The sequence below is a fragment of the Paludibacterium denitrificans genome (genome assembly GCF_009707705.1).
GTDB lineage: Bacteria > Pseudomonadota > Gammaproteobacteria > Burkholderiales > Chromobacteriaceae > Paludibacterium_A > Paludibacterium_A denitrificans.
The window spans coordinates 187,894-214,668 of the sequence record NZ_WLYX01000001.1 but is presented as its reverse complement, the minus strand read 5'-3'; the positions used below and the strand labels follow the sequence as shown (position 1 = coordinate 214,668).

Annotated in this window: 30 protein-coding genes and 5 pseudogenes; 11 read left to right on the top strand and 24 right to left on the bottom strand. The window is 56.4% G+C overall.

Features of this window, described 5'->3' with window-relative positions; translation table 11 throughout:
* Positions 1–14: 14 nt before the first annotated feature.
* The 10 genes from GKE73_RS01450 to GKE73_RS01410 all read right to left on the bottom strand — a co-directional run bounded on the left by GKE73_RS01450 (position 15) and on the right by GKE73_RS01410 (position 5,852).
* A complete protein-coding gene (locus GKE73_RS01450) occupies positions 15–332 on the bottom strand; it encodes a hypothetical protein (RefSeq protein ID WP_230368792.1) in 318 nt (105 codons plus the stop codon).
* Positions 333–784: 452 nt separating this feature from the next.
* Positions 785–1,147, bottom strand: coding sequence for a roadblock/LC7 domain-containing protein (locus tag GKE73_RS01445; protein WP_230368791.1), 363 nt, complete (start codon positions 1,145–1,147; stop codon positions 785–787).
* 136 nt (positions 1,148–1,283) lie between these two features.
* Positions 1,284–1,604 (bottom strand): roadblock/LC7 domain-containing protein, encoded by a 321-nt coding sequence (locus GKE73_RS25235; RefSeq protein WP_376767250.1) that lies wholly within the window; start codon positions 1,602–1,604, stop codon positions 1,284–1,286.
* Entirely contained in the window at positions 1,540–1,836 is a 297-nt protein-coding gene (locus GKE73_RS01440; protein WP_230368790.1) for a hypothetical protein, read from the bottom strand. The genes GKE73_RS25235 and GKE73_RS01440 overlap by 65 nt, the downstream gene beginning before the upstream one ends.
* Positions 1,837–1,839: 3 nt before the next feature.
* A complete protein-coding gene (locus tag GKE73_RS01435) occupies positions 1,840–2,319 on the bottom strand; it encodes a GTP-binding protein (protein ID WP_230371376.1) in 480 nt (159 codons plus the stop codon).
* Positions 2,262–3,623: a response regulator gene (locus GKE73_RS24470; protein ID WP_230368789.1), complete on the bottom strand. Its 1,362-nt coding sequence runs from the start codon at positions 3,621–3,623 to the stop codon at positions 2,262–2,264. The genes GKE73_RS01435 and GKE73_RS24470 overlap by 58 nt, the downstream gene beginning before the upstream one ends.
* A 150-nt stretch (positions 3,624–3,773) precedes the next feature.
* Positions 3,774–4,526 carry a hypothetical protein gene (locus GKE73_RS01425; RefSeq protein ID WP_230368788.1) on the bottom strand — a complete coding sequence of 251 codons (753 nt, stop codon included), beginning with the start codon at positions 4,524–4,526 and terminating at the stop codon, positions 3,774–3,776.
* A 182-nt stretch (positions 4,527–4,708) separates the two neighbouring features.
* Positions 4,709–5,059: a hypothetical protein gene (locus GKE73_RS01420; RefSeq protein ID WP_230368787.1), complete on the bottom strand. Its 351-nt coding sequence runs from the start codon at positions 5,057–5,059 to the stop codon at positions 4,709–4,711.
* 23 nt (positions 5,060–5,082) lie between these two features.
* Positions 5,083–5,292, bottom strand: coding sequence for an oxygen-binding di-iron domain-containing protein (locus GKE73_RS01415; RefSeq protein WP_230368786.1), 210 nt, complete (start codon positions 5,290–5,292; stop codon positions 5,083–5,085).
* A 44-nt stretch (positions 5,293–5,336) separates the two neighbouring features.
* Positions 5,337–5,852 (bottom strand): oxygen-binding di-iron domain-containing protein, encoded by a 516-nt coding sequence (locus GKE73_RS01410; RefSeq protein WP_230368785.1) that lies wholly within the window; start codon positions 5,850–5,852, stop codon positions 5,337–5,339.
* Between the two features lie 314 nt (positions 5,853–6,166).
* Between GKE73_RS01410 and GKE73_RS01405 the strand changes: the two genes are divergently transcribed.
* Positions 6,167–7,090, top strand: coding sequence for a DMT family transporter (locus GKE73_RS01405; RefSeq protein ID WP_245393809.1), 924 nt, complete (start codon positions 6,167–6,169; stop codon positions 7,088–7,090).
* A 71-nt stretch (positions 7,091–7,161) separates the two neighbouring features.
* Here GKE73_RS01405 and GKE73_RS22080 read toward each other — a convergent pair whose 3' ends face one another.
* From GKE73_RS22080 to recA, 5 genes are all read right to left on the bottom strand, one after another.
* Positions 7,162–7,296 (bottom strand): DHHA1 domain-containing protein, encoded by a 135-nt coding sequence (locus GKE73_RS22080; RefSeq protein ID WP_280955070.1) that lies wholly within the window; start codon positions 7,294–7,296, stop codon positions 7,162–7,164.
* A 10-nt stretch (positions 7,297–7,306) separates the two neighbouring features.
* Positions 7,307–8,332: an alanine--tRNA ligase-related protein gene (locus tag GKE73_RS22075; protein ID WP_312854337.1), complete on the bottom strand. Its 1,026-nt coding sequence runs from the start codon at positions 8,330–8,332 to the stop codon at positions 7,307–7,309.
* The gene (alaS, locus tag GKE73_RS21560) at positions 8,319–9,794 is read right to left on the bottom strand and encodes an alanine--tRNA ligase (protein ID WP_280954680.1); all 1,476 of its coding nucleotides are present in this window, start codon (positions 9,792–9,794) and stop codon (positions 8,319–8,321) included. Before alaS ends, GKE73_RS22075 begins: the two co-directional genes overlap by 14 nt.
* Positions 9,795–10,072: 278 nt before the next feature.
* Entirely contained in the window at positions 10,073–10,300 is a 228-nt protein-coding gene (locus GKE73_RS01395) for a regulatory protein RecX (protein WP_280954679.1), read from the bottom strand.
* Between the two features lie 293 nt (positions 10,301–10,593).
* The gene (gene recA, locus GKE73_RS01390; RefSeq protein WP_230368783.1) at positions 10,594–11,655 is read right to left on the bottom strand and encodes a recombinase RecA; all 1,062 of its coding nucleotides are present in this window, start codon (positions 11,653–11,655) and stop codon (positions 10,594–10,596) included.
* A gap of 214 nt (positions 11,656–11,869) precedes the next feature.
* Here recA and GKE73_RS01385 point away from each other — a divergent pair, with 214 nt between their 5' ends.
* The 8 genes and pseudogenes from GKE73_RS01385 to recR all read left to right on the top strand — a co-directional run bounded on the left by GKE73_RS01385 (position 11,870) and on the right by recR (position 17,012).
* Entirely contained in the window at positions 11,870–12,364 is a 495-nt protein-coding gene (locus GKE73_RS01385) for a hypothetical protein (RefSeq protein WP_230368782.1), read from the top strand.
* Positions 12,255–12,989 (top strand): hypothetical protein, encoded by a 735-nt coding sequence (locus tag GKE73_RS25230; protein WP_376767404.1) that lies wholly within the window; start codon positions 12,255–12,257, stop codon positions 12,987–12,989. Before GKE73_RS01385 ends, GKE73_RS25230 begins: the two co-directional genes overlap by 110 nt.
* On the top strand, positions 12,986–13,171 hold the full coding sequence (locus GKE73_RS01370; protein WP_230368781.1) for a hypothetical protein: 186 nt from the start codon (positions 12,986–12,988) through the stop codon (positions 13,169–13,171). The genes GKE73_RS25230 and GKE73_RS01370 overlap by 4 nt, the downstream gene beginning before the upstream one ends.
* A 2-nt stretch (positions 13,172–13,173) precedes the next feature.
* Positions 13,174–13,701, top strand: a complete 528-nt coding sequence (locus GKE73_RS22065; protein ID WP_312854336.1) for a lytic murein transglycosylase — start codon at positions 13,174–13,176, stop codon at positions 13,699–13,701.
* On the top strand, positions 13,701–14,009 hold the full coding sequence (locus tag GKE73_RS22060; protein WP_280954678.1) for a lytic murein transglycosylase: 309 nt from the start codon (positions 13,701–13,703) through the stop codon (positions 14,007–14,009). The genes GKE73_RS22065 and GKE73_RS22060 overlap by 1 nt, the downstream gene beginning before the upstream one ends.
* A 61-nt stretch (positions 14,010–14,070) precedes the next feature.
* Positions 14,071–15,986 (top strand): annotated as a pseudogene (dnaX, locus tag GKE73_RS25225) (DNA polymerase III subunit gamma/tau).
* A 3-nt stretch (positions 15,987–15,989) separates the two neighbouring features.
* On the top strand, positions 15,990–16,328 hold the full coding sequence (locus tag GKE73_RS01350; RefSeq protein ID WP_230368779.1) for a YbaB/EbfC family nucleoid-associated protein: 339 nt from the start codon (positions 15,990–15,992) through the stop codon (positions 16,326–16,328).
* An 81-nt stretch (positions 16,329–16,409) separates the two neighbouring features.
* Complete coding sequence (gene recR, locus GKE73_RS01345) at positions 16,410–17,012, top strand: recombination mediator RecR (RefSeq protein ID WP_230371374.1); 603 nt, start codon at positions 16,410–16,412, stop codon at positions 17,010–17,012.
* Positions 17,013–17,209: 197 nt separating this feature from the next.
* Here the strand turns inward: recR and GKE73_RS01340 are convergent.
* The 9 genes and pseudogenes from GKE73_RS01340 to GKE73_RS01315 all read right to left on the bottom strand — a co-directional run.
* A pseudogene (locus tag GKE73_RS01340) lies at positions 17,210–18,448 on the bottom strand (aminotransferase-like domain-containing protein); the annotation flags it as partial.
* Positions 18,449–18,490: 42 nt separating this feature from the next.
* Entirely contained in the window at positions 18,491–19,717 is a 1,227-nt protein-coding gene (ccoG, locus tag GKE73_RS01335) for a cytochrome c oxidase accessory protein CcoG (protein ID WP_230368778.1), read from the bottom strand.
* A 330-nt stretch (positions 19,718–20,047) separates the two neighbouring features.
* Entirely contained in the window at positions 20,048–20,365 is a 318-nt protein-coding gene (locus GKE73_RS25220; RefSeq protein ID WP_376767403.1) for a M20/M25/M40 family metallo-hydrolase, read from the bottom strand.
* Positions 20,366–20,389: 24 nt separating this feature from the next.
* Positions 20,390–20,656, bottom strand: a pseudogene (locus tag GKE73_RS25215) (peptidase dimerization domain-containing protein); the annotation flags it as partial.
* Positions 20,649–21,176 carry a M20/M25/M40 family metallo-hydrolase gene (locus tag GKE73_RS25210; RefSeq protein WP_376767249.1) on the bottom strand — a complete coding sequence of 176 codons (528 nt, stop codon included), beginning with the start codon at positions 21,174–21,176 and terminating at the stop codon, positions 20,649–20,651. The pseudogene GKE73_RS25215 and the gene GKE73_RS25210, both read right to left, overlap by 8 nt.
* A complete protein-coding gene (locus GKE73_RS24460; protein ID WP_312854335.1) occupies positions 21,173–21,298 on the bottom strand; it encodes an ArsC/Spx/MgsR family protein in 126 nt (41 codons plus the stop codon). Before GKE73_RS24460 ends, GKE73_RS25210 begins: the two co-directional genes overlap by 4 nt.
* Before the next feature lie 29 nt (positions 21,299–21,327).
* Positions 21,328–21,522 carry a thioredoxin domain-containing protein gene (locus tag GKE73_RS24455; protein ID WP_312854334.1) on the bottom strand — a complete coding sequence of 65 codons (195 nt, stop codon included), beginning with the start codon at positions 21,520–21,522 and terminating at the stop codon, positions 21,328–21,330.
* Between the two features lie 15 nt (positions 21,523–21,537).
* Positions 21,538–22,689, bottom strand: coding sequence for a PilT/PilU family type 4a pilus ATPase (locus GKE73_RS01320; protein WP_230368777.1), 1,152 nt, complete (start codon positions 22,687–22,689; stop codon positions 21,538–21,540).
* A 108-nt stretch (positions 22,690–22,797) separates the two neighbouring features.
* Positions 22,798–24,476: pseudogene (locus GKE73_RS01315) on the bottom strand (long-chain-fatty-acid--CoA ligase).
* 307 nt (positions 24,477–24,783) lie between these two features.
* Between GKE73_RS01315 and rimP the strand changes: the two are divergent.
* Positions 24,784–25,215 (top strand): ribosome maturation factor RimP, encoded by a 432-nt coding sequence (gene rimP / locus GKE73_RS01310; protein WP_230368776.1) that lies wholly within the window; start codon positions 24,784–24,786, stop codon positions 25,213–25,215.
* A gap of 42 nt (positions 25,216–25,257) precedes the next feature.
* Positions 25,258–26,738 (top strand): annotated as a pseudogene (gene nusA, locus GKE73_RS01305) (transcription termination factor NusA).
* Positions 26,739–26,775 lie beyond the last annotated feature (37 nt).

Below are 26,775 nucleotides of genomic sequence, written 5' to 3'. Positions count from 1 at the left end.
AACAGTAGTCCCGATCAATATCGCAGGTTTGGCAGGCTGGGTATTTGCCCGGCCTGGCAGGGAAAATACTGGGCAGTCTCGGCCGACATGCCGTGCTTCATGGCATTGAAGCGAGTGCGCAGTGCCTCTTCCGGAGTGGGATGCCCATCCAGATTCTTTGCTGTGGAAGCCTTTCCTGCTGGCGTCCTCGGTCCTGTGGCATTTGCCCAAGCCTTCACCAGCGCCTTGTGGAAGGGCGCCTGCGGGCACTCGGCATCACACAACGGGCACACTCCCACGTAACTGAACGGGTGGTGCTCGCTCTCGGGCGCGTCATCAATACGCAAAGGCATGGCGTCGAAGGTATGACGGCATGGATTGCAGCGGAATGAGACGGTTTCGAGGGGTTTGGTAAGGTCGCGCTTTGTGGCCATGATGGCATTGAAAGCCATCTAGGCATGCGGGATAAGGGGTGGATTCTATAGACTATGCGGCACGGCGGGTAAAGCGAGGAGGCAGGTTAAACGCGGCGTGAGTGGTTCGTAGTAAGACATTCTCGGGGAGCCAAATTCAAAAAGCCCGCATAATGCGGGCTTTTGCTTTACATGCTCTTGATATTCTCAGATTAATCTAATCTTTCTGCATTACAGAGCGATAATCCTCAATCTCGTGATTGAGTAGTTACGCCTACTATGTAGTCATCTATTTCTGACTGACCCTAGGGTCAGTCAGAAAATAAAATCAGCAAGGCCCCGAACTCTCAGTTGTGAGTGAGAGGCTCTTGCTGGTTTTATGTCTCGACTGTTTATAGAATCTCAGCGATATTCTTCGATGCGCGTTTGGTGTCCAGGAATATCAGCCCGAGTTTTGCTTCGCGGCGGGCAATTACAGTCAGCACCGCATCCTTGCCTGCGTAGCTCATCAGGATGTAGCCACTATCGCCCTTGACCATGACTTGTTCCAGTTCCCCCCGGGCAAGCTCTCGGGCTGTGCGTTCACCAAGTGACAGCATGGCTGCAGCCATAGCGCCTACACGGTCTTCATCCACGTCTTGTGGGAGCAGGGCGGCCATCGTCAGGCCGTCAGAGGAAATGATTGCGGAGGCTTCGATATCCGCAGAAGCTCCGTTGAGGTCACTCAGAATGGATTTGAGCATCTGTTCGCGCATTGTTTTCTCCAGATTATGTGTCTACCCGTGGCAGAATCTATTGCCACATTGGGTTATGTGGTCTAGGCGTAACGCCGGGTCAATAGTTCGACGAGCGTGACAAAATGGTGATCTTGTAGCTGAGGCGTTCCTCCAACTACCAGTACAAACGACTGTTGGCCAACATGTAATGGGTAGAAAGCCAATTCGCTGTGACCAGCCGGATTACTAATAGCCCGGAGGTACTGGTAAGATTAAGGTTCTGTTTGAGCAATAAGGTGTGACGTCGACTCAGTGAAATGATGTCACCAGCCAAGGCCGCAATTTCCTCTGCAGACTCATGCAAAAATCCTGCGGTAGCATAGTATAACCCGTTGTCATCGGCCAGCAGAGCGTGCTGAGTATCTGAAAGATTACTTAGCAGCTCCGGTAGCTGACTTTCCAGATTGGCGCGGGGGCCGCGGCTGTTCAGTGCCATTGACAAAGTCTAGACGTTGCAAACGATATAGCGTTTGTAGTCCCTTCTCTGCTTCGTCGCCACTCCATTCGGCCAACAGTTCTTCTGTCAGGGGGACTGAATGGCCAATACGCAATATTTGAGTCAGCAGCATTCGTGCCGCATCCTGCTCTTGGCTAGAGACTGCATAGTAGGCCCCTGCCGGTGTAACCATCGGATAAAGGGCCCCCTTCAGCTTGAGGGTGTCGCTCATGATTTACCCTTCCAGCCCCGGATCTATTGAAAACAGCAGGGCCAGTACTAATCGTTTTACATCTTCTTTTTCGCGGCTATCTATTTCGAAAATTGGTGGCCTCATTTCGAATTTTTCCAGCAAGGCTGCATAGGTTTCAGTGGATGGAGTGGGTTTGATATCTGTCTTCGTGACACCAATCACCAGTGGTGCTGTTTTTATCAGATCCTTGAATGCATTGATAAAAAACTGCAAATCCTTGATCGGATTGGGGCGGGTGTTGTCCAGAAGTAGAATCATGCCAATACCACCATTGCTGAGAATCTCCCACATAAAGTCGAAGCGTTCCCGGCCCGGGGTGCCATATAAGTGGACCTTGGTTTTGTCGTCCAGATATAGCACGCCATAATCCATTGCTACGGTGGTGTAACCCTTGCGATTCAGGGTCATATCCGAGGCAGTTGCATCGGTAGTGACCGGTTCGATATCGCTGATTGAGCCGATGGCGGTTGTTTTACCCGCTCCAACCGGGCCAGCAAAAATGATTTTGTTATCGTATGCTCGCATGAGTATCTCTGGAAATAAGTTATAAACCGATCACTTTTTTTAATAGCCGCGATAGCATGCCACCACGAGGTTGGTGCACCGGTAACGGTATGGCTTAGCTCCGGGCTTGCTGGCCGAGCGGGGCGAACCGGTTGACTTGAAATAACGGACAGCGTTGCCGAACGAGTGGGCAGATCCAGAATGCCAATCCCGTAAGCCGCTGTCAGATAAGTAAACAGATGCGTCGGCTCAACCTTTAACATCCGAGTAATGATTTTCAGATTTACCGGTGTTTTGGTTAGGAATGCGGTGATCCGCATGGCATCAGGTATGGTAAGCAAACGTGTCAGATTGGGCCAGAAGCGCAACCGGATAGGGGTGTCTGCACCAATCCCGCGAGGCAATCGGCCCCGGCTGGTCCAGATAGCCAACTGCCAGATCAGGCTTTGCAACCGCATCTCAGAGGCATCGGCAGGAAGAACATCATCCGGTTTCAACTCTTGATGGTAGAAACTGGCAGTCGTGTTCTCACAAAGAGGCTGTAAAGCCTCTAGCGGTTGTAACAAGAGCGCCTTTTCCAGTGCAGGGACGATGAATATCAATGGCTTACCGTCTATGCCAATTAAGGCCGCTGTTTTTTGCCGATACAGGCGAGTGATCAAACCAAACAGACCCGCGTGAGGATCGAAGCGTTCAAGCGTGATTGTGGCAGGATGTGTAGGGGGCTCAACAGCGGTAGAGACCGCCGGTTTTTGTACAACAGTCTCCTTCGCTACCACTGGAGGTGTGGGCGCGATAGTAACGCGGGGCGTTACGGCTTCCTTAGTCTCGTTGGTGACTACGTCTGTAAGGTGTCGCGGTTGTTCAATCTTTTGTGGCGCAGGTGCAACCAATGGTTTCTGCGGCGGCTGAGCGATAGTCACCGGCTTCAGGAGCAATTCCCGCATTTGCGGGAACAGCGTTTCCACTCGTACCGGTTTTTTGAGAACAGGGGCCGGAGCCTGCACTGGTGGCGTAGTGGTGACGATGAGTGCCGGTAATTGTGGATAGTTTTGGCGAAAGTTTTCCCATGCTTCCCAGCCATCCATGCTATCTACATCAATGATCGCTAGCTGCGGCTCTGTATTTTGGGCGTCATCGACCAGTTGGTAAACGTGAGCACTATGCATGCGGAAAGCCATGCGGAATACCGATAATTTACGGCTATCCATGCCAACCGGCAGAACGGTGATGACTTTTTGCTGTGTGAGATCTGAAATCATGGATGGTCTCTCAAGCTGCCATTGACCGCTGTGGGATACGTTGTTGCATGCGCTGGACGAACGTACTCATCATGGCTGTAATTTCTTCAGGAGGGCGTTGTGCACTGTCCTTGATCCGACGGGTCAGTACGGTAAAGCGTTCCAAATCGTTCAGCCGCTCATACAAGTCCAGCAGGGGGGGTAGTATTGTGCTTCTTCCGGGTGCGCCATGATGGCGTTTTCCAGAGTAGAAATTGCCATGTCGACCTGACCGTATTCGATGTAATGGTCAGCCTCGCTCAGGGCATCAGTCTGGTAGGCGAGCTGCTCAGGGTTGGCCGAAACGACTTCGATTAATGACAGTTTTTCTACCTCTGGATCACAGGTGGGAATGTAGCCATATTCGCGCCCAATCACTTCCAGATGTAACCGATCTGGACACAAAGCCAGTGCACTCAATGCAGGATTGGTTCCCAGTTGCAACCCTAATTGCAGGAGTCGTTCTTTTAGTTGCTGACCGTATTGGCCCAAAGCCATGTGGAATGACCATAGGTGACGGGTAAATTCTGGCAGATTGCGCCCCATGTAGTGGACGCGGAGAACATCCAGTAAGGGAGAAAGTGAGCGGGGGTGGTCGTTTAGCAGTCGTTGTAGAGCTGGTAGTGCATCCTGATAGGCGTGACAAGACAGCAGTAGCCGAGCCTGACGTGCTGCGGGGATAAAAGCCTTGATGATGCTTGTTTCTTGCTGACTTAGCGTGGTGATTGATGCACGCCCTTCGATTAGCGGTACCGGATTTAATGTCTGGGGGGCGGTTGGCTCGATTTGCACGCTTGGTGGCGACTGAGCCGGGCTGGCCGCCGCTTGTTGCAACAGTTCTTCGGTACTGAGCGTCGGCAGAGCCTCTCCCAGCTTGGCATTCATCTCGCTTACGCCTAGCGCCAGCCTTTGTTCTGCCAGAACTCGTAATGCCAGGTTATTACGGTCTACTTTTAAGCCTTCGAGGATCGATTGCTCGAGTTCGTCACGATTGAGTAGTGCCAGATCATGCAGGCGTTCGAGTATTTCTGCATAGTCGTCCAGTTGCCCTAGTTGTAGATAGAGGCTTAAGCAAGTCGTTTCAGTTCGCGCCCTGAGTGTGGAGCGATGCTATCCACATACCAGCGTAAGGCCGATGCCGCTTGATCTAGGTAGCCAAACTGGATGAATACATCGACCTCGGTCAGAGCATCCACATCATCCACTTTGTAAGACAGTGATTCATCGTCATTACTGGGTTGGGATGCGGCTTCTTCATCTGTCAGGTCGGTATCGTGGTCGGTGGCGGCGCGTTGCTTGTGCCGATAATGCCGCACGCCGCCAATGACCAGCCCAGCTAGCAATACCAAAGCCAGCAGCACCAGTAAATTCTCTGGTGTGCTGGTCAGTATTTCTGATAGTGACTTCAGTTCATTCATGATGAGGGTGGTGGTGTACGACGTTACACTAAGGTGAAATCAGCTTCGCTGATCAGGTCGGTACCGCATTCGAGCTGTTCAAGCCAATCCAGGAAGCGGTTAACCATTTCCTTGCCTTTGAACGATCCGCCGTGTTGAGGGACGATCCACTCGATATCCAGTTGCCGCACCATTTGTACCCATAAACGGCAGGCTTTGTTATTGGTCATGTAGCGCTGGTGGAAGCCCTGCATGTGGCTATCGATCAGGTGGTGCTCAAAATCTTCAATGGGTTTGCTTAAGCATCATGACCATCCATCAGTGATGCTCCGACATCGCCTGAGAACAAGATCTTGCTGAGCGGGTCGTATACACGGAAAAAGCCGACGGTATGTAGGTAGTGGGCTGGAATGATCTTCAGTGTGGCATTACCCAACGTGACATCCATACCTTTCGGTGGGATGGCAATCAGGCGGCCTTCCGTTACCCCGCGGACGCAGAAGTGCGGTAAGAAGCGCACCCATTCTTGGGCAATCATGATTTGCGCATCGGTAATCAGCAGCCAGCCGTTGGCTGATGCGACAATATCCGGATCGGCATGGGAGGCAAAAACATACCGGGTGTGGGATGGCAGGAAATAGTCTGCCATCTCGGCGATGAGATGCTTGTAAGTCAGGTTGCCACCCGGGTCCAGCAGCATGCCATCACCTTGGTCGACGATGGCAAACTGGTTTGCCCGGATCCCATCTCCTTGCACCAGTTCGGTAAAGGCGACACATTTGTGGTTGCCGTCGTCATAAAGCACTAAAGCCATGGCTATCCCTCTGCAAGTAAAAGCCGTTTAGCCCCGAAGCGAGTGACCTGCATTACCTTTTGGGTTGCTTGTCATCATGTGACACAGGTGCCTACTCGTTGGCTAAACATCCTTCCTGAACTTAAGGGATCATTATTGATAACTACTCATAAGGCATATTGATGTGAGTCAATAAGGTTGAGATTTGCTGCAAACTAATCGCGATGGAGCATCATTTTTAAATACCGATCAGGGCAGGTGGCCATGTGGAAGTAAACTTTTTATCCGTTGATAAAGTATCGATAATGTAGTCTTCTTTCCGGGATGGAATAACGATGACGGCAAGTGTTGCCAATAAAACCAGTCACGCAGCTCTGGCAGAAGGGCGGGGAGTGTTGTTTGCCATTCTTGCGGCAGGCGGATTCGCAGCTAAAGCCATTTTTGTGAAAATCGGTTACCGCTATGCTGTCGGTGCGGAAACGCTGCTGATGTTGCGTATGCTGTTTGCAATGCCGTTTTTTGTCTGGATGTTGTGGCCTGTTCAGCCGGATGCGTGGCGTGGCAAGACGCTGGGGGATTGGTCGCGACTGATTATGCTTGGGTTGCTGGGCTACTACTTGTCCAGTTATCTGGACTTTGTTGGCTTGCAATTCATCAGTGCGTCGCTGGAACGGCTGACTCTGTTCTTGTATCCGACACTGGTGTTGTTCATTTCCTGTCTGTTTCTGGGTAAGCGCTATTCTTCAAAGGTCTGGTGGGGTGTGGCCGTGGCTTATCTTGGTATGGTGGTTACGTTCAGCCGGGATGTTGCAACAGCGGGCCAAAGTGTGAGGCTGTGGCAGGGGATGGCCCGGGTGGTAGCCAGTACGGTGACTTATGCGATCTATCTGGTGGGCTCCGGGGAGGTGATTGCTTATTGGGGGGCTACCCGTTTTGCCGCGTTGGCGTCATTGGTGTCGTGCCCGGCGGTATTTGCGCACTTTGCCATGGTTTCGTCAGCGGGATTGCTCGGCTTGCCTTGGCCTGTGTATGGCATTGGGCTGGCGATGGGATTGATCAGTACTGTTATCCCTGTGTGGTGTTTGAACCAGTCGATACGGTGTCTGGGGGCTGGGCGCGCATCGTCCGTGGCGATTATTGGCCCGGTGATTACCATGGGTTTGGGATGGCTGATTTTGGGAGAGAGTCTGACCCCGTTACAGCTGGTTGGGGCGGGGTTGGTGATTGCCGGTATTGTGTTGGTGGGGCGCAGCAAGTAGTCGCTGCTTGCTGGATGAAATAAAGCCGCATGGTTTCCCATGCAGCTTTTTGATTAGCTGGTTTTGCGCGATTACAGCTTGCTTAAGCCAGGGCTTGTACGCTCTAGGGCGGCTGCTAGATTTTCTGGTTGCGTGCCACCGGCTTGTGCCATGTCTGGTCGACCGCCGCCTTTACCGCCTACTTGCTGGGCGACGAAATTAACCAGTTCGCCAGCTTTAACTTTGCTGGTGAGATCTGCGGTAACGTTTAGCCACCAGTGCTACCTTACCGTCAGTTTTGGCTGCCAGTACGATCGCGGCGGATTTAAGCTTGTCTTTCAGCTTGTCCAGCGTTTCGCGCAGGGCGGTGTTGTCGGCGCCTTCCAGCTCAACGGCGAGCACCTTGATGCCCTGAATCTCAACGGCGGCTTCGGCCAACGTGTCGCCAGCCGAGGAGGCTAGCTTGGCCTTGAGGCGGGTCAGCTCTTTCTCTACTGCCTTGACGTGATCTTGCAGCGCGTTGAGGCGGCTGACAACTTCGTCGGAGCTTTGTGCCTTGAGCGCTGAAGCCGCTTCTTTCAGCAAGCTATCCTGTGCTTGGGCGTAGGTCACCGCGCCTTCACCGGTAACGGCTTCGATACGCCGTACACCAGCCGCAACACCGGATTCGGACACGATCTTGAAGAAACCGATGTCACCGGTGCGCTTGACGTGCGTCCCGCCACACAGTTCGGTGGAGAATTCCCCCATCTTCAATACACGTACCGTATCGCCATATTTTTCGCCGAACAGGGCAATGGCACCGGAGCGGATTGCATCGTCGTACGACATCAGGTTGGCCGAAACTTCGACGTTATGAGCAATGATGCGGTTGACGATGCGTTCGATTTCCTGCAGATCAGCGGCGCTGACCGGCTCGTTATGGGCAAAGTCGAAACGCGTGCGTTCGGTGTTGACCATTGAGCCTTTCTGGGCAACATGGTCGCCCAGAACATGGCGCAGCGCACTGTGCAACAGGTGAGTGGCCGAGTGGTTGCGGGCCGTAGCCCGGCGCTTGTGCAGATCGATGGTGGCGGCAACGGTATCGCCCACGCTCAGGCTGCCACTGATGAGTTTGCCTTTGTGTCCAAACACGGCGGCCTGGACTTTTTGCGTGTCAGTGACATCGAACAGCGCGCCGACACCGGCATTAGACGACAGCTCGCCCACGTCGCCGACACGGCCGCCGCCTTCGGCATAAAATGCCGTGTTATCCAAGACCACGATGCCTTCGTCGCCGAGCATTCAGCGTATTAACAGCTTCATGTCCTTTGTAGAGTGCCAGCACTTTGGCATCCACACTGGCGTTTTCATAGCCACGGAAGACGGTATCTTTACCGTTGTATTCGACGTTGCCAGCCATTTTGAACGACGAAGCGGCGCGTGCACGTTTACGTTGTTCAGCCATGGCGTGTTCGAAACCGTCCAGATCAACGACAATATCGCGCTCACGGCAGATGTCGGCAGTCAGGTCAACCGGGAAGCCGAAGGTGTCATACAGCTTGAACACTGTATCGCCATCCAGTTGTTTCTTGCCGCCTTCCAGCGCGGATTCCAGCAACGCCATGCCTTTGTCCAACGTTTCGGCAAAGCGCAGTTCTTCCTGTTTCAGGGCATCTTCCACTTCGGCCTGTTTCTGGCGCAATTCCGGATAGGCATCGCCCATTTCGTTGACCAGATCCTGTACCAGCTTGTAGAAGAACAACCCCTTCTGGCCCAGTTTGTACCCGTGACGTATGGCTCGACGGATGATACGGCGCAGGACATAACCGCGGCCGTCGTTGGATGGCATGACGCCATCGGCAATCAGGAACGAGCAGGCGCGGATATGGTCAGCGATCACCTTGAGCGATGGCACGTCCATGCTGAACGCTACGCCGGTTTCCCGAGCCGCCGCGCGGATCAGGTTCTGGAACAGGTCGATTTCATAGTTGGCGTGTACGCCTTGCAGGACGGCGGAGATGCGTTCCAGCCCCATGCCGGTATCCACGGACGGTTTGGGCAGCGGATGCATGGTGCCGGTTTCGTCGCGGTTGAACTGCATGAAGACGTTGTTCCAGATTTCGATGAAACGGTCGCCGTCTTCTTCCGGGCTTCCCGGAGGGCCGCCCCAGATATGGTCGCCGTGGTCGTAGAAAATCTCGGTACACGGGCCGCACGGGCCGGTGTCACCCATTTGCCAGAAGTTATCGGAGGCGTAGGGCGCGCCCTTGTTATCGCCGATGCGTACGATCTTGTCGGCAGGAACGCCGATTTCCTTGTGCCAGATGTCGTAGGCTTCATCATCGGAGGCGTACACCGTGACCATCAGTTTGTCTTTGGGCAGGCCGAGCCATTTCGGGTCGGTCAGGAATTCCCGGGCGTAGTGGATGGCATCGTGCTTGAAGTAATCGCCGAAGCTGAAGTTACCCAGCATTTCGAAAAACGTGTGGTGACGGGCGGTGTAGCCGACGTTTTCCAGGTCATTGTGCTTGCCGCTAAACGGACGCATTTCTGTGCGGTGGTGGCGCGGCTGTATGGACGCTTGTCGAAACCGAGGAAGACGTCCTTGAACTGGTTCATCCCGGCGTTGGTAAACAGCAGGGTGGGGTCTTCCCGGGGGAACCAGCGAACTGGAGGACACGACTTGGTGTCCTTTGGAAGCAAAGAAATCCAGATATTTCTGGCGAATCTCGGAAGTTTTCATGTCGTTGTGGTCTATTTCAGAAATCTTGGCCGGTCGCAATGGGGATTGGCCCAGTGTCATGGCCTGATTGTGTCAAGCTGAGGCTTGGCTGGCAAGGGTTGCATGGCGGCGGGTGCCTTTTGCCAGAGCCTTATTGCCATTGTTTCTAGCGATTGTGGCCTTGCTGATGTCATGGTCCCCGGTGTGGCTCGTGGGGTTGGCTCATCCAGGCGTTTGGGGCGGTGCAAGGTTGGCCGAAACGGTGCGATCGCCATGTCGTGGTTATATCGCACGGCGCATCATGCTTCGTCCAACGGAAAATCGTCAGAGCTATCGAGCAGGACCTGGCGGATGATGTCCATCGGAAAACCGCGCGCTGCCAGAAAGCGGATTTGCCGAGCCTTGTCTTGCGGAGTAGTCGGCCGCTGTCCGAATTTGCGTTGCCATTGCTGTCGAGCGGTGGCCAGATCGTCCTGTTCGGCCAGTGCCGAGGCGATGTCCTCGCTGGAGACGCCGCGCTCGCGCATTTCCTGCGCCAGTAAGCACGGCTACCATATTTGCTGCCTTTGACGCGGGTGAGTTGTTCGGCAAAGCGGCTGTCGGACTGCCAGTTGCGTTCGGCCAACTCGTCCAGTAGCGCCATGAGCTGTTCTGGGCTTTCGGCGTGTGGCAGTAGCCGTCGTTCCAGCTCTTTGCGTGAGTATTCCCGGCGCGAGAGCAGGTCGACAGCGCGGACTTTCAGGCTTTTTTCCATGCAGATTGGTCGTGGGCGGGACGGCAGCGTGAAGACATGATGTGTTCACGCTGCTGGCAGGCGGACTTAAACGTCGAAGGTATCGTCGGTCAGCGCGTCATCATCCGGCTCGCCTTCGGTGATTTGCACCTTGACGCCAACCAGCTCACGCACCTTGCGTTCGATTTCCTGCGCGACTTGCGGATTGGCTTTCAGCCATTCGCGGGTGTTGTCCTTGCCACGGCCGATCTTCTGGCCATTGTAGGAGTACCAGGCGCCAGATTTGTTGATCAGTTCGTGTTCTACGCCCAGATCAATGATTTCACCCTCGCGCGAGATGCCTTCGCCGTACAGGATGTCAAAGGTGGCTTGCTTGAACGGCGGCGCCACCTTGTTCTTGACCACTTTCACGCGGGTTTCATTGCCGACAACTTCTTCACCCTTCTTGATGCCGCCGATACGGCGGATATCCATGCGCACCGAGGCGTAGAACTTGAGGGCATTGCCGCCGGTGGTGGTTTCCGGGTTGCCGAACATCACGCCAATCTTCATGCGGATCTGGTTGATGAAGATGACCAGCGTATTGGTGCGTTTGATGTTGCCGGTGAGCTTGCGCAGCGCCCGGCTCATCAGGCGTGCTTGCAGGCCAACGTGGCTGTCGCCCATTTCGCCTTCGATTTCGGCTTTGGGTACCAAGGCAGCTACCGAGTCGACGACGATGACGTCAACGCCGCTGGAGCGCACCAGCATGTCGGCAATTTCCAGCGCCTGTTCACCGGTATCCGGCTGGGAGATGAGCAGGTCTTCCACTTTTACGCCCAGTTTCTGTGCGTAGATCGGGTCCAGCGCGTTTTCCGCGTCAATGTAGGCGCAGGTGCCGCCGAGCTTTTGCGCTTCGGCAACCACTTGCAGGCACAGGGTGGTCTTACCGGAGGATTCCGGCCCGTAAATTTCTACGACGCGGCCACGTGGCAAGCCACCGACGCCCAGGGCCAGATCCAGCCCCAGCGAACCGGTAGAAATCACCTGCAGGTTTTCGGTGATTTGATTGTCGCTCATGCGCATGATCGAACCCTTGCCAAACTGCTTTTCAATCTGGCTCAGGGCAGCCGCCAAGGCGCGGCTCTTGTCTTCGGAACGCTCTGCCATTTTGTCTCCAAAAGGGATAATCGGGCCAATACTCAACAGCCGCTGATTATCGCATAAAGCGGCAGACGCTGATACGTGGACGGCGACGGAGCTGTGTTGGCCCGGCCACGGAACTTGACGGGGGAAGCGGGCTGATTTATCTGTGATGCGGCTTGAAACTGGCGCGAGTGTGGCCACTTTCCTTGTTATCAGTGACGTGTAAAATGGTGTGATGATGAATGAGCGCTCCCAACGTCTCCTGAAAACCCTGATCGAACGCTATATCGCCGATGGATCGCCGGTTGGCTCCAAAACGCTATCCATGGTGTCCGGGCTGGATTTGTCGTCGGCTTCCATTCGCAACATGTTGGCCGAACTGGAGGAGATGGGGCTGATTGTGTCGCCGCATACCTCGGCCGGGCGGGTGCCGACGGTCAAGGGCTATCGGTTGTTTGTCGATCACCTGCTGACCATTCAGCCGTTGGAAGAGGTGGCCGTGCGTGAGTTGCAGTCCGGTTTGCGTCCCGATAGCCCGCAGCGCATTGTGGCCGCCGCCTCGTCGCTGTTGTCGGATCTCACGCATTTTGCCGAGCGTGGTGATGACGCCGCAGCGCTCCGATGTGGCTTTTCGCCAGATCGAGTTTTTGCGCCTGTCCGAGCGGCGGGTGTTGATGATTCTGGTGACGCTGGACGGCGACGTGCAAAACCACCTGTTGGTGATGGAGCGTGATTATTCGTCTTCCGAGCTGGTCGAAGCCGCCAATTTCCTTAATCAGCATTATGCCGGGCAGGGCTTGTCCCACATTGCCCATCGTCTGGAAACGGAGTTGCACCAGTTGCAGGGTGATATCACCGGCTTGATGACGGCGGCCATTCGCATGGGCCAGTCGGCGCTGGAGCATCCGGGTGATGCCGTGGTGGTGGCGGGCCGTACCAACCTGCTGGATGTGCGGGACCTCTCCGAAGACTTGTCACGTTTGCGCGAATTGTTTGCCGTGTTCGAGCGCAAGACCGAGTTGCTCAATCTGCTGCATCAGGGGCAGCAGGCACAGGGCGTCAATATCTTTATTGGCGACGAATCCGGCGTGGTGACGCTGGATGAATGTTCGGTGGTGACAGCGCCTTATCGTATCAACGGCCGGTGGTGGGAACGCTGGGCGTGGTGGGCCCGACGCGCATGGCGTATGAGCGGGTCATCCCCATTGTCGACATTACCGCCAAGCTGGTTTCCAGTGCCTTGTCCTACTGATTGCCGCGTGCCGCTGCTGGGTGTCGCAAGCTTCCGAATAATGGAGGGTGAAGCAGGGTTGGCCGAACACGGCCTGCTTTTCCCTCAACCGAGACGTGTTAGATGAAACGATTTTTGATGGTGGCGGGTATGGCCGTCATGCTGACGTCGGCGCTGGTGCGTGCCGATGCAGAGTTGCTGGCCCGACCGGATGTGCAGCGCTATATCGACGAACAGGTTGCCAGCGGTCAGTTCAACCGGGCAGAGCTGGAGGTGGTGTTTGCCAATGTCTCGCCCAAGCCATCCTGAACGTGCTGGACCGGCCATCCACGTCGCGGCCGTGGTATCAGTTTCGCGGCAATTTTTACAATGAGCGCCTGATTCGCAATGGCGTTGCTTTCTGGCAAGCCCACCACGAAACCCTGCAGCGTGCAGAAGCCACCTATGGCGTGGCACCGGAAATGGTGGTGGCGATTTTGGGTATTGAAACCAATTATGGCCGCAATACCGGCAGCTTCCGGCTGGCGGATGCGCTGACCACCATTGCCTTTGATTACCCGCGTCGTGCTGAGTATTTTCGTGGTGAGTTGACCGAATTTCTCAAGCTGGCCAAGGAAGAGGGCATCAATCCGCTGCAGTTGAAGGGCTCCTATGCCGGGGCGATGGGCTGGCCGCAATTCATGCCGTCCAGCTATCGCAAGTGGGCGGTGGATTTTGACGGCGATGGCCATCGCGATATCTGGAACAATCCGGCTGATGCCATCGGCAGCGTGGCCCATTATTTCCAGCTGCATGGCTGGCGTCATGGCGATGATGTGCTGGTGCTTAAGCGGCAGTGATGCCCGGCCCGCAGATCGACCAGCTGGTGTCGGATAAATTCAACCTGCATTACACGGTGGGCGAATTGCGCCAGCGCGGCGTCATGCCGCAGTCGCCGTTGGCCGATGATGTGCAGGCGGTGCTGGTGCCGCTGGAAACCCAGCCGGGGGTGACGGAATACTGGTTGGGCCTGAATAATTTCTACGTGATCACGCGCTATAACAAGAGCACCCTGTATGCCAAGGTGGCCGACGAGCTGGCGCGGGAAATCCGGCTGCGTTACCTGTCGGCACAGGCAGTTGCCAGCCAGAGTGCGGTAGCGCCGTGAGCGTGGGCAGTGCTGCAAAAGCTGTCGCCTTGAATGTAAATTGCCATTAGAATCCGCCCCCATGAGTTATCAAGTTCTTGCCCGCAAATGGCGTCCCAAGCGCTTTGCCGATCTGGTCGGCCAAGAGCATGTGGTGCGCGCGCTTTCCAATGCCCTGCAGCAGTCGCGGCTGCATCACGCCTATTTGCTGACCGGGACGCGCGGGGTGGGCAAGACCACCATCGCCCGTATTCTGGCAAAGAGCCTGAACTGCGAACATGGGCCGAGCGCCGAGCCGTGCGGCGAGTGTTCCGCCTGTTTGCAGATCGACGCTGGCCGGTTTGTGGATTTGCTGGAAATCGATGCCGCGTCCAACACCGGTATCGACAATATCCGTGAAGTGCTGGAAAACGCCCAGTACGCACCGACCGCCGGGCGCTACAAGGTTTACATCATCGATGAAGTGCACATGCTATCGAAAAGTGCCTTCAACGCCATGCTGAAAACGCTGGAAGAGCCACCGGCGCACGTCAAGTTCATTCTGGCGACGACTGATCCGCAAAAAGTGCCGGTAACGGTGCTGTCGCGCTGCTTGCAGTTTTCGTTGCGCAACATGACGCCACCGCAGATTTCCGGCCATCTGGCGCATGTACTGGAAACGGAACAAGTCAGTTACGAGGCTCCGGCGCTGGCGCTGCTGGGACGGGCGGCGGCGGGATCGATGCGTGATGCGCTGTCGCTGCTCGATCAGGCCATCGCTTATGGCATGGGTGAGGTCCGCGAAGACGGCGTGCGGGCCATGCTGGGGGCGGTGGATCGCCGTTATCTGTTTGCCTTGCTGGAAGCTCTGGCGCAAGGTGATGGGCTGCCTGATGGCAGAAGCCAATCAGCTGGCGGAACGCGGGATCGGCTTTGATGGCACGTTGGCCGAACTGGCCGTGCTGTTGCAACAGGTGGCATTGGCCCAGACCGTGCCGTTGGCGATTGCTGATGACGAGCCGGAACGCGAGGCCATCTTTGCCCGGCCGCCGCCATGGCGCCGCAGGATGTGCAACTGTATTACCAGATCGCGATTCATGGTCGCAAGGATTTGGCGCTGGCACCGGATGAGCATGCCGGTTTCACCATGACGCTGCTGCGCCTGCTGGCGTTTCATCCGGCCAACATGCTGGGCGAAACCGTGGCTGTCGCTGCTCCTACCGCGGTGACTGGCCGTCCTGTGCCCACGCCGCGGCCGGAATTGGGTATGCCGTCGTCTGATGTCAGCCCGGAAGGTTCGGCGGCGGCCAAGGCACTGCTGGCGCGGCTCTCGGGACGGCAGGGGCGGCCAGCCGGGAATGGCGCCGAGAGCGCTGCTGATGAAGCGGCGCTTAAGCCGAGCCTGAGCCTGCGCTAACGCCACCACCACCTACACCGCGTGTGGCGGTTGCAGAGGCGGTGCCCGCAGTACCTGTGGCGGTTGCGCCGCAAGATACGGCAGACGATGACGACGACGCGGATGAGGGGCCGCTGGATACCCCTTGGGATGATGCTCCGGAAGGTGAGTACATCGAAACCCTGCCGGTTGAGGCCATGGAGCCGGTGGAAGACGTCACCGGCCCCACGGATTTTGATGGTGACTGGTCGGCGCTGGTGGCACGGCTGGCGCCACGGTTGGGCGCGGCGCGCATGTTGGCGCACAATGCCGTGCTCAAGGATTGGGGGCCGCGGCGTTTGGCGCTGGCGGTGCCGGAAAGTTTTCGCCATCTGACTGGGCGCGACTATCAGGAAAAACTGCGTCACGCCGTGTCCGATGCGTTTGGCCAGCCGGTGGAGCTGGTGGTCACGATTGAAGAGCTGGGGCGAGAAACCCCGGCCATGCAAGAGGCTCGCTATCGTCAGGAGCAGCAGCAAGCTGCCCGCGAGTGCCTGCAAAATGATCCTGTTGTGCAGCAATTTGTGCGTGAATTTAACGCCACGTTGCTCACGGAAACCATTCAACCTGTCCAGGAGTTGTAAACAATGTTCGGTAAAGCCGGTATCGCAGGCCTGATGAAGCAGGCCCAGCAAATGCAGGAAAACATGAAGAAGGCCCGGGAAGAACTGGCCAATGTCGAAGTCGAGGGCCAGTCGGGTGCCGGTCTGGTCAAGGTTGTGATGACCTGTGCACATGACGTCAAGCGCATTGCGCTGGATGACAGCCTGTTGGCCGATGCCAAGGACGACAAGGAAATGCTGGAAGACCTGATTGCCGCGGCGGTCAATGATGCTGTGCGCAAGGTGGAAGCCACCTCGCAGGAGCGCATGTCTGGCTTTACCTCCGGCCTGAATCTGCCTGCTGGTATGAAATTCCCGTTCTGAGTCGTCACGCCCCGCAGGTTGGCCGAACATCCGTTTCGGCCAACCTTTTTCTTTTTCCGCCGCCTTCCTTGCTCGCTTGCCATGAAAAATCCCCCTTCGCTCGACCAACTGATTTCGGCTCTCAAGGTGTTGCCCGGCGTGGGCCCCAAGTCTGCCCAGCGGATGGCGTTTCACCTGTTGCAGCGCGACAAGGCCGGTGCGGAAAAACTGGCGCGCGCGCTGGACCGTGCCTTGTCCAACCTGATGCACTGTCAGCGTTGCAACACCTTCAGCGAGACTCCGCTGTGCAATCTGTGCGCCGATACGGAACGGCGTCAGGATCAGCTGTGCGTGGTGGAAATGCCAGCGGATTTGCTGGTGCTGGAGCAGGCGCAGTGCTTTGAAGGCTTGTACTTTGTGTTGATGGGGCGTATTTCGCCAATGGATGGCATCGGCCCGCACGATGTCAATCTGGACAAGTTGATGGACCGGGTGCTGGATGGCGTGGTGCAGGAAGTGGTGATCGCAACCAATTTCACCGCCGAAGGCGAGGTCACCGCGCACATGATTGCCGAGCTGTTCAAGGACCGAGGCATCAAGGTCACGCGTATTGCGCGCGGCATGCCGGTGGGCGGCGAGCTGGAATATGTCGATCTGGGAACGCTGGCGCAAGCCGTATACGAGCGGCGTGGCCTGAACAAATAAGGTTGGCCGAACCGCCCTGCGCGCGGATCGGGAGCAACGTCGTGTCGTTCAGGCTTAAGCAAATAGCGCTTGATCAGTTCGGCCAGCAGAATGATGCCGCTGCCATGGCGCAGCGGATCGTAAAAACTGAAGTTCAAACGCAGCGCGTTGACCGGGGCATCCGGCCGCGCATAGAACAGCGGCGATGGCGCAAAATGGATGCCTTGCTGCATGGCCATCGGCAGCAACTGGCTGGTATTCAGACCATGCGGCAATTCCAGCCACATGACGTAGCCGCCTTGCGGGGTAATCAGCCGGGTGCCGACCGGGAAGTGTTCGGCCAACTGTTGCTGCAATGCGGTCAGCCGTTGTCGTAGCGTGTGGCGTAGCCGTTGCAGCATTTCTTCCTGATGACCGGAAGCCAGCAGGCGAGCCAGTGCCATCTGGCTGGGAAGCGGCGTACCGAGCGAGCTGTATAGCTTGAGCCCACGGATGGTGTCGCGGTAGCGGCTTACGGCAATCCAGCCCACGCGGTAGCCGGGCGCCAGCGATTTGCTGAACGACGAGCAATGCAGCACCGTGCCGCGCTGGTCAAACGCCTTAAGCGGTAACGGTGCCTGTTCGCCCAGATACAGTTCGCGGTAGGTGTCGTCCTCGATGATGGCCGGGCGGTGCCGGTCGGCCAGTTCCACCAGTGCGGCTTTCTGGCTGTCGGGCAGGGTACGGCCAACCGGATGCTGGAAGTTGGCCATGACGATCAGCGCCCCGGGCTGGTGCTGTTCGATCTGTTGTTCCAGTTTCGCCATATCCAGCCCGTGTTCCGGGTCGCAATCTGCTTCCAGCATCTGCAATCCCACCTGCTCCAGCTGCTGCCGGATGGCCGGGAACGCTGGCGTCACCACCAGCATGCTGCGGCAGGCGCTGACGTTGGCCACCGCGCGGATGGCCAACGATAGTGCCTCCATGCAGCCGCAGGTAATCAGCAGTTCTTCACCTTCCAGTCGCGTGCCTTGCGTCAGGTAACGCAGTGCCAGTTCCCGGCGCAGGCCGTCGTGGCCATCGGTATCGTGGCTGATTAGCGCCGTGCGGTAGTCCTTCAGCGCCTGTGTCAGCGCCTTGTTCATTGGCGTGGTGTTGATCAGCGACGAGTTCATGAACGGGCAGCCCCACGGCATGGGCAGTGCCGTGGTGAGATGCTCCATGCCGATCGGGCTGTCTGCTGGCGGCAGCGCCGGGTGCGGCTTGTCCGGCCGCCCCAGTACCCGGAAACCGGAACGCGGCACGGCGGCAATGTAGTTTTCCCGTTCCAGCTGGTCATAGGCGCGCTGTGCCGTGGTCAGGCTGACCTGATGATCCTGGCAGGCCTTGCGCAACGACGGCATGCGGTCGCCACGCACCAGATGGCCCTGCTCGATGGCGTAACGGAATAACTGTGCCAGATGTAATGACTTGCTCATGCGGTGCCATCAGTTTGAGGGTTGGGTGGTTGCCACGTGCGTTCACTCGCCGATGAAACTGGATTGCTCGCGCCGGATTACGCCGTCGTGGGTGAGTGAGCGCACGACAAAATGAATATCATGAGCGCCCTTGTCGGCATGTTGTGGCTCGACCTGCGCCCGTACGCCCAAGGTAATTGTCTGGGTGGGGGGGAGCGTCACCACGCGCGGCCCATCGGCCAGCCGGATACCCGGTAGCCCTTCCACGTCCAGCGTCAGTCGTTGCGGTGCTTCGGTCGCGTTGGTCAGGCGGATACTGTAACTGTTTTCCAGCCAGCCATCGTTGGTTTCGCGCACCAGCGAGGCCCGGTCGCGCATGATGTCGGCCTTGAAGGTGGGACGATTGAGCAAACTCATCAGCGACAAAGCCAGCACGCTCCCCACCAGCAGCAGGTAGAACAGGACGCGCGGTTGGCGTAAACGTTGGCCGAAACCCGGTTCCGGCAGTTGCTGTTCCAGCGTGGCTTCGCTGGTGTAGCGGATCAGCCCGCGCGGCGCGCCGATCTTGTCCATGACGTTATCGCAGGCATCGATACAGGCGGCGCAGCCGATACAGGTGTATTGCAAGCCTTGGCGAATGTCGATGCCGGTAGGGCAGACTTGCACGCAAATGCCGCAATCGATGCAGTGCCCGGCCTTGCTTTGGCCGTCGGCCTGCTTGTGCTGTGGCCCGCGCGGTTCGCCGCGTTTGGCATCGTAGGAAATGATCAGGGTGTTACGGTCAAACATGGCGCCCTGAAAGCGGGCATAGGGACACATGTGGGTACAGACTTTTTCCCGCAGAAAGCCTGCCAGCAGGTAGGTGAACCCGGCGTAGAACAGTAACCAGAACTCTTGCCACGGGCCAAGGTCGTTATGCAGCAGTTCCGTCAGCAGTTGCGGAGCCGGGGTGAAGTAAGCCACCAGAGTAAACCCGGTGAGCAACGAGAACCCAATCATCACGCCATGCGTCAACCCCAACCGCAGAGCTTTGTGCAGGCTGGTGGGCGCAGCCGCCAGTCGTTGCCGTTGTTTGTGATCGCCAAGGGTGAAGCGCTCGATCCAGATCATGATCTGGGTATAAACCGTTTGCGGGCAGGCGTAACCACACCAGAGTCGGCCAGCCAGCGCCGTCCATAAAAACAGCCCCAGTGCGCTCAGTACCAGAATGGCCGCCAGAAACACGAAATCCTGCGGCCAGAACATGGCGCCAAAAACGTAGAAAATCTGGCGGTCGAGGTCGAACAGCACGGCGGGCCGATGGTGCCAGCTTAACCAGGGGCAACAGGAAATAAACCAGTTGCGACAACAGCACGATGCTTACACGAATGGTGTTGAAGCGGCCAGAGGTCAGACGCGGATGAATTTTGCCGCTGGGTGGAAGGGCAGTAGCCATACACAATACCTGTCAGAAAGTAAGGTGTTATTAGTACTGCGCCGCTGTAGTCGGAACAATCGACAGATTTGTACTGAAAAAAGAGTACAGATGCACCGCCACTGTCATGCCGGAGCAGAGGCGTGGCGTATAGTTGGCCGAAAGCCCGTCAGCACGCCGTGTGGTGCGCCGACGGGAATGGGGAATTAGCCCAACAGGTATTTCAAGGTGCGGCAGTAAATGCGGGACAACGGTTCGATCGCATCCACTTCCACGCACTCATTCAGCTTGTGGATGCTGGCGTTGACCGGGCCGAACTCCACCAGTTCGCGCGCAATGCGTTTGATGAAGCGGCCATCCGAGGTGCCACCTGTTGTGGACAACACCGCCGTCTGGCCGGTGATTTCGCTAATCGCGGCAGTGATTCCCGCCGTGAGTTTGCCCGGTTCGGTCAGGAACGGATGTCCGGACAACGACCAGTGCAACTCGTAAGCCAGACCGTGTTTGTCGAGAATGGCATACACCCGTTCCTTGAGCGTATCGGCGGTATTTTCCGAGGAAAAACGGAAGTTGAATTTGACTTCGCAGGTTCCCGGAATGACGTTGGTGGCACCGGTGCTTAAGCATGGATGTTGGAAATCTGCCAGCTGGTAGGCGGGAAAAAGTCGTTGCCGTTATCCCAGACTTCAGCCGCCAGTTCGGTCAGCGCTTAACGCAACAAGATGTACCGGATTCTTCGCCAGGTGCGGGTAGGCGATGTGTCCCTGAATGCCATGTACGATCAGATGGCCGGACAGCGAGCCGCGCTTAGCCATTCTTGATGGTGTCGCCCAGCGTGGTTTCCGAGGTGGGTTCCCCCACAATGCAGTAATCAATCCGTTCGTCGCGCGCTTCCAGCGTATCGACCACGCGCACCGTACCGTCGGTGGCCACGCCTTCTTCATCGGATGTGATCAGCAATGCGATCGATCCGTCATGCTCAGGGTTGGCCGAAACGTAGTTTTCAATCGCGGTGATAAACGCTGCCAGCGAGGCCTTCATGTCGGCGGCGCCGCGGCCATACAGCAAGCCGTTACGGATGGTTGGTTCAAACGGCGGGCTGTCCCATTGCTCGGCCGGGCCGGTCGGCACCACATCGGTATGCCCGGCAAAACAGACGACCGGCGCCGTTGTGCCGCGGCGCGCCCAGAAATTATCGACATCGCCATGGCGCATGCGTTCCACCGTGAAACCACAGGCTTCCAGCCGGGCAATCAGGCGTTCTTGGCAGGCATCGCGCGGGGTGATGGAGTCGAGGCGGATCAGTTCCTGAGTCAGTTGCAGTGTCGCAGTCATTGGCCAAACACCTCTGTCCAGCTGGCTTCATTGAAACCAACCAATATCTGATCGGCGTATTCCACCACCGGGCGTTTGATTACGGAAGGCTGGGCCTGCATCAGCGCGAGAGCACCGGCCAATGTGCTGGCGCGCGCCTTGTCCTCGTCACTCAGTTTGCGCCAAGTGGTGCCCGGCGATTGATCAGTTTGTCCTGCCCAAGGGTGGACGCCCAGCGCTCCAGATGCGCGGCGTCAATGCCCTGTTTCTTGAAGTCGTGAAAGGTGTAGTCGCGTTGCTGCTCTGACAGCCAGACACGGGCTTTTTTGACCGTGCCGCAATTGGGAATGCCGTATAGCGTAATCATGATAATCGTGGTGGGTTACAGGTCGAGCTTGAAGTCATCAAAGTTGGCCGAAGGCGCCGTTTTCGCCGCAGCCGGTTTGTGATCGGCCTGCTTTTTGGCGTCGGTCTTTTCCTGACCGTGGTTGATCAGCCAGTACAGGTTGGTTGGCGAGTCGGCATTCTTCAGCGCCTCGTCCAGCGTGATCTTGCCTTGTTTGTACAGCTTGAACAGCGATTGCTCGAAGGTTTGCGAACCCTCGCTCATGCTGTTTTCAATCGCTTCCTTGATCTGGTTGACTTCACCGTTACGGATCAATTCGGTGATGTGCGGCGTGTTGATCAGCAGCTCCACCGCCGGAATCAGCTTGCCATCCACGGTGGATACCAGACGTTGCGAAATCACCGCGCGCAGCGATACCGACAAGTCCATCAGCAGTGCGCTACGGGTATCGGTCGGGAAGAAGCTGATCACCCGGTTAAGCATGTGGTAACTGTTGTTGGCGTGCAGCGTGGAAATGCTCAAGTGACCAGACTGCGCATAGTTGATGGCATGGCGCATCGTTTCCGCATCGCGGATTTCGCCAATCATCAGCACATCCGGCGCTTCGCGCATGGCATTTTTCAGTGCGCTTTCGTAGGAGTGGGTGTCCGGGCCGATCTCGCGCTGGTTCACGATGGATTTGTTGTGCTCAAAGATGAATTCGATCGGGTCTTCCACCGTCAGGATGTGGCCCGTCTGGGTTTCGTTACGCTGCTGTAGCAGTGCCGCCACGGTGGAGCTTTTACCACTGCCGGTGGCGCCCACCACGATGATCAGCCCGCGCTTGTTGGTGATCAGTGTTTGCAGCCCTTCCGGCAGTTTCAGGTCCGCCAGCGACGGAATCTTCGGCGCAATGTGACGTACCACCATGGCCACCGTCCCGCGCTGACGGAAGATGTTGATACGGTAGTTGCCGAGTCCTTCCACCCGTCGGCCAAAGTTCATCTCCAGCTCGGTTTCGAAGCGGGCGATTTCCTCTTCATCCATCAGGCTGTACGCCAGTTGCTTGACCACCTCAGCCGGGAGAGGCTTGTCGTTGATCGACTGGGTGACGCCATCTATCTTGATCTGCGGGGCGGCGTTGGTGGTAAAAAAGATGTCACTGGCCTTCTTTTCAGCCATCAATTTGAAGAATGGCAACATCAGCATGATGCTTGTCCCTTTATATCCCGCCCGGCGCACAGGGCCACGCGGCAGTGATCAAAATAGAAAAGCCCGCATCAAGGGCGGGCTTTTCCGGTCTTGCCTTGGGTGTTCTCAGGCCTGTACGGCCACGCTTTGATCACGCAGGGCTCGACGCAGGATTTTCCCTACGTTGGTTTTCGGCAGCTCGGTACGGAACTCCACGTACTTGGGTACCTTGTAACCGGTCAAGTTGGCGCGGCAGTGGGCGATGATGTCATGTTCCGTCAGTGCCGGGTCTTTCTTGACCACAAACACCTTCACCACCTCACCGGATTTCTCGTCCGGCATGCCGATGCAGGCCACTTCCACCACGCCCGGATGCGTCGCAATCACGTCCTCGATTTCGTTAGGATACACGTTAAAACCGGAAACGAGGATCATGTCCTTCTTGCGATCAACCAGTTTCACAAAGCCGTCCGGGGTAATGACAGCCATGTCGCCGGTGGAAAGAAAACCATTGGCGTCCATGACCTTGGCTGTCTCGTCCGGTCGGTTCCAGTAGCCTTTCATGACCTGCGGGCCTTTGACGCACAGCTCGCCTTGTTCGCCCGGGCCTACCGGTTGTCCATTGGCATCGCGGATTTCAATATCGGTGGACGGTACTGGTACGCCAATGGTGCCATTATATTCTTTTAAGTCCATCGGGTTGATACAGGCGGCAGGGCTGGTTTCTGTCAGACCGTAAGCTTCGATCAGCGGTACGCCGGTAACCTGCTTCCATTTCTCTGCCACCGCTTTCTGCACCGCCATGCCGCCACCGAGCGTCAGTTTCCAGCTGGAAAAATCCACGGTGGCAAAGGCAGGATCATGCAGTAGGGCGTTGAACAGCGTATTCACGCCGGTCATGGCCGTGACCTTGTATTTTTTCAGCTCTTTGACGAAGCCATGAATGTCGCGGGGATTGGTGATCAGCACATTCAGTGCGCCAATCTCGGTGAATACCATCAGGTTGGCGGTGAGTGAAAAGATGTGATAGAGCGGCAGGGCGGTCACAATGATTTCCTGTCCTTCCCGGACCACCGGTTTCACCCACTGACCAGCTTGCAACATGTTGGCCACGATGTTGCGATGCAACAGCATGGCGCCTTTGGAAACACCGGTTGTGCCGCCGGTGTATTGCAAGAAGGCAATGTCGTCGTGACCGATGTTCACGCGCCGGAAGGTTTGGCGTGCCCCGTCGCTCAACGCATCATTGAAGCGGATATGCCCGGGCAGGCTCCGGGTCGGCACCATTTTCTTGATCTTGCTGACTACAAAATTAACGATCAGCCGTTTGGGAAAGCCGAGTAGGTCGCCAATCGAGGTGACAACAACCTGCTTGATGCGGGTTTTATGGATGACGTCTTGCAGGACGCTGGCAAAATTTTCCAGTATGACGATAGTTTCGGCGTTGCGTCGTTCAACTGGTGCTCCAGCTCGCGTGGCGTGTAGAGCGGATTGACGTTGACCACCGTGCAGCCCGCCCGCAACGTGCCAAACACGGCAACCGGGTATTGCAGCAGGTTTGGCATCATGATGGCCACCCGGGCGCCTTTTTCCAGCTTCAGGGTGTTTTGCAGGTAAGACGCGAAGTTGGCCGAAAGGGTGTCCAGATCACCATAGCTCAACACCTTGTCCATATTGGCCATGGCCGGGCGGTCGCGGAATTTTTCCACGCTGCGCTCAAACACTTCGACGACCGATTGAAAATCATTGACGTCAATCTCGTGCGCAACGCCGGGTTGGTAGTTTTTTAGCCAAACCTTTTCCATCTAAAGGCTTCTCCATCGTGTTGGTTTTTTTTGGGTGCCGCACCGGTGGTTCGTGCAAGGTGGGCCACTTCTAATAGTGGTTCTAGTGTTGCTTAAGCCGACTTTTGCCAAGCTGTTTTAAATAATCCAAACGGTCGTTTGGATTGCGGTAATGTACCGTAACCATGCGTCGCTCGCAAAGCCCCTCGTCAGGGAGTGCTATGATGCAAGACGATGCCATCGTCGACATTTCTTTTTTAAGCGAATAGGTTACAATCTGGATGTTTAGGGATGGGCGTTTCGCCCATTTTTTATTTGTGGAAAAAGCATGGATGTTCATTTGCTGCTAGAAAACACCTTGCAAGGTCTCGGTTACGAGCTGGTTGACTTCGAGTTGACGCAAGGCGGCGGTTTTCGCGTATTTATCGACAAGCCCGGTGGCGTGACGCTGGATGATTGCGTATCTGTAAGTAATCACCTGACGCGTCTCTTCATGGTGGAAAATGTCGATTACGAACGGCTGGAAGTGTCTTCTCCGGGGTTGGATCGCCCGTTGAAGAAAGAGGCAGATTTTGTCCGGTTTGCCGGTCAGCTGGCCAAGATCAAGACGCGGATGCCCGTTGAGCAGCAGAAGAGATTTGCCGGACGTCTCGCCGGGGTCGAAGATGGCTCCGTGAAAATTGAGGTGGATGGCCGCCTCGTGGTGATTCCGTTTGCCAATATCGACAAGGCCGGCTGGAGCCTGAGTTTTAATGACTAAACGGCCTTTTGCCACGCAAAGGACAAAAATTCGGAGGAATGCATGAGTCGCGAGATTTTGTTGCTGGTTGACGCCCTCGGCGAGTGAAAAAAATGTAAGCAAGGACGTGGTATTTTCCGCCCTTGAAATGGCTTTGGCTTCGGCCACCAAAAAGAAATTTACTGATGATGAGATGGACGTGCGCGTCGAGATCGATCGTCAGACTGGTGTGTACAGCACCTTCCGTCGCTGGACGGTTGTTGAAGATGATTTGCTGGAATCCGAATCGCGTGAAATTGGCTTGACCGATGCGCAGGAGAAGGATGCCGCGCTGGAAGTTGGCAGTGTCATCGAAGAGCCGATGGAAGCAGTAGAGTTTGGCCGTATCGGCGCACAAACTGCCAAGCAGGTTATTCTGCAGCGTATCCGCGATGCAGAACGCGAGCAGCTGCTCAACGACTTCCTGCAGCGTCGTGAACACTTGGTGTCCGGTACCGTCAAGCGCCCGGAGCGTGGCAACGCTATTGTCGAGTGCGGTAAGCTGGAAGCTGTATTGCCGCGCGAACAGATGATCCCGAAAGAAAATCTGCGTGTAGGTGACCGGGTCAAGGCTTATCTGTTGCGTATTGATCGTCTGGGCCGTGGCCCGCAACTGATTCTGTCGCGTACTTCGTCCGATTTTCTGATCAAGCTGTTTGAACTGGAAGTGCCGGAAATCGAAGAAGGCTTGCTGGAAATCAAAGAAGCCGTGCGTGATCCGGGCCTGCGTGCCAAAATCGCAGTCAAGGCCAACGATGCACGTATTGATCCGCAAGGCACTTGCATCGGTATGCGTGGTTCGCGTGTGCAGGCTGTGACGCAGGAATTGGCGGGCGAACGCATTGACATCGTATTGTGGGCGCCGGAACCTGCTCAGTTCGTCATCAATGCCCTGTCTCCAGCAGAAGTGAATCGCATCCTGATCGACGAAGACAACCACAGCATGGACGTGGTGGTGGAGGAAGATCAGCTGGCGTTGGCGATTGGTCGCAGTGGTCAGAACGTCAAGTTGGCGGCCGAATTGACAGGTTGGTACCTGAACATCATGACTGTGGCCGAGGCGGAAGAAAAACATCAGGCCGAAGACGCCATGGTGCGCGACTTGTTTGTCACGCATCTGAACGTTGATGAAGACACGGCTTCTGTGCTGGTGCAGGAAGGTTTCGCCACGCTGGAAGAAGTTGCCTACGTGCCGATTGCCGAGATGCTGGAAATCGAAGGGTTCGATGAAGCATTGGTAAACGATTTGCGTAGCCGTGCTCGTAATGCCATCCTGACCCAAGCGATTGCCTCGGAAGAGAAAGTCGAATCGGCCAGTGACGATTTGAAAGATATCGAAGGGCTGGATGCGGAAGCAGTTCGCAAGCTGGCCGAAAACGGTGTTGCCACGCGTGATGACCTCGGCCGATCTGGCCGTGGACGATCTGGTGGAAATGACCGGTATTGAAGCTGAAGCTGCACGTGCCATCATCATGAAAGCGCGCGAACACTGGTTTAACCAGTAAAGCTTCTTCGGGAAGTATTAGACGGAATTTGGGAAGA

Coding starts and splice junctions, on each gene's coding strand:
- GKE73_RS01450 (WP_230368792.1), bottom strand. CDS start 332: ATGCCTTTGCGTATTGATGACGCGCCCGAGAGCGAGCACCACCCGTTC.
- GKE73_RS01445 (WP_230368791.1), bottom strand. CDS start 1,147: ATGCGCGAACAGATGCTCAAATCCATTCTGAGTGACCTCAACGGAGCT.
- GKE73_RS25235 (WP_376767250.1), bottom strand. CDS start 1,604: ATGGCACTGAACAGCCGCGGCCCCCGCGCCAATCTGGAAAGTCAGCTA.
- GKE73_RS01440 (WP_230368790.1), bottom strand. CDS start 1,836: ATGAGCGACACCCTCAAGCTGAAGGGGGCCCTTTATCCGATGGTTACA.
- GKE73_RS24470 (WP_230368789.1), bottom strand. CDS start 3,623: ATGATTTCAGATCTCACACAGCAAAAAGTCATCACCGTTCTGCCGGTT.
- GKE73_RS01425 (WP_230368788.1), bottom strand. CDS start 4,526: ATGAATGCCAAGCTGGGAGAGGCTCTGCCGACGCTCAGTACCGAAGAA.
- GKE73_RS01420 (WP_230368787.1), bottom strand. CDS start 5,059: ATGAATGAACTGAAGTCACTATCAGAAATACTGACCAGCACACCAGAG.
- GKE73_RS01415 (WP_230368786.1), bottom strand. CDS start 5,292: ATGCAGGGCTTCCACCAGCGCTACATGACCAATAACAAAGCCTGCCGT.
- GKE73_RS01410 (WP_230368785.1), bottom strand. CDS start 5,852: ATGGCTTTAGTGCTTTATGACGACGGCAACCACAAATGTGTCGCCTTT.
- GKE73_RS01405 (WP_245393809.1), top strand. CDS start 6,167: ATGACGGCAAGTGTTGCCAATAAAACCAGTCACGCAGCTCTGGCAGAA.
- alaS (WP_280954680.1), bottom strand. CDS start 9,794: ATGAAAACTTCCGAGATTCGCCAGAAATATCTGGATTTCTTTGCTTCC.
- GKE73_RS01395 (WP_280954679.1), bottom strand. CDS start 10,300: ATGCGCGAGCGCGGCGTCTCCAGCGAGGACATCGCCTCGGCACTGGCC.
- recA (WP_230368783.1), bottom strand. CDS start 11,655: ATGGCAGAGCGTTCCGAAGACAAGAGCCGCGCCTTGGCGGCTGCCCTG.
- GKE73_RS01385 (WP_230368782.1), top strand. CDS start 11,870: ATGAATGAGCGCTCCCAACGTCTCCTGAAAACCCTGATCGAACGCTAT.
- GKE73_RS01370 (WP_230368781.1), top strand. CDS start 12,986: ATGAAACGATTTTTGATGGTGGCGGGTATGGCCGTCATGCTGACGTCG.
- GKE73_RS22060 (WP_280954678.1), top strand. CDS start 13,701: ATGCCCGGCCCGCAGATCGACCAGCTGGTGTCGGATAAATTCAACCTG.
- GKE73_RS01350 (WP_230368779.1), top strand. CDS start 15,990: ATGTTCGGTAAAGCCGGTATCGCAGGCCTGATGAAGCAGGCCCAGCAA.
- recR (WP_230371374.1), top strand. CDS start 16,410: ATGAAAAATCCCCCTTCGCTCGACCAACTGATTTCGGCTCTCAAGGTG.
- GKE73_RS25210 (WP_376767249.1), bottom strand. CDS start 21,176: ATGACTGCGACACTGCAACTGACTCAGGAACTGATCCGCCTCGACTCC.
- GKE73_RS24455 (WP_312854334.1), bottom strand. CDS start 21,522: ATGATTACGCTATACGGCATTCCCAATTGCGGCACGGTCAAAAAAGCC.
- GKE73_RS01320 (WP_230368777.1), bottom strand. CDS start 22,689: ATGCTGATGTTGCCATTCTTCAAATTGATGGCTGAAAAGAAGGCCAGT.
- rimP (WP_230368776.1), top strand. CDS start 24,784: ATGGATGTTCATTTGCTGCTAGAAAACACCTTGCAAGGTCTCGGTTAC.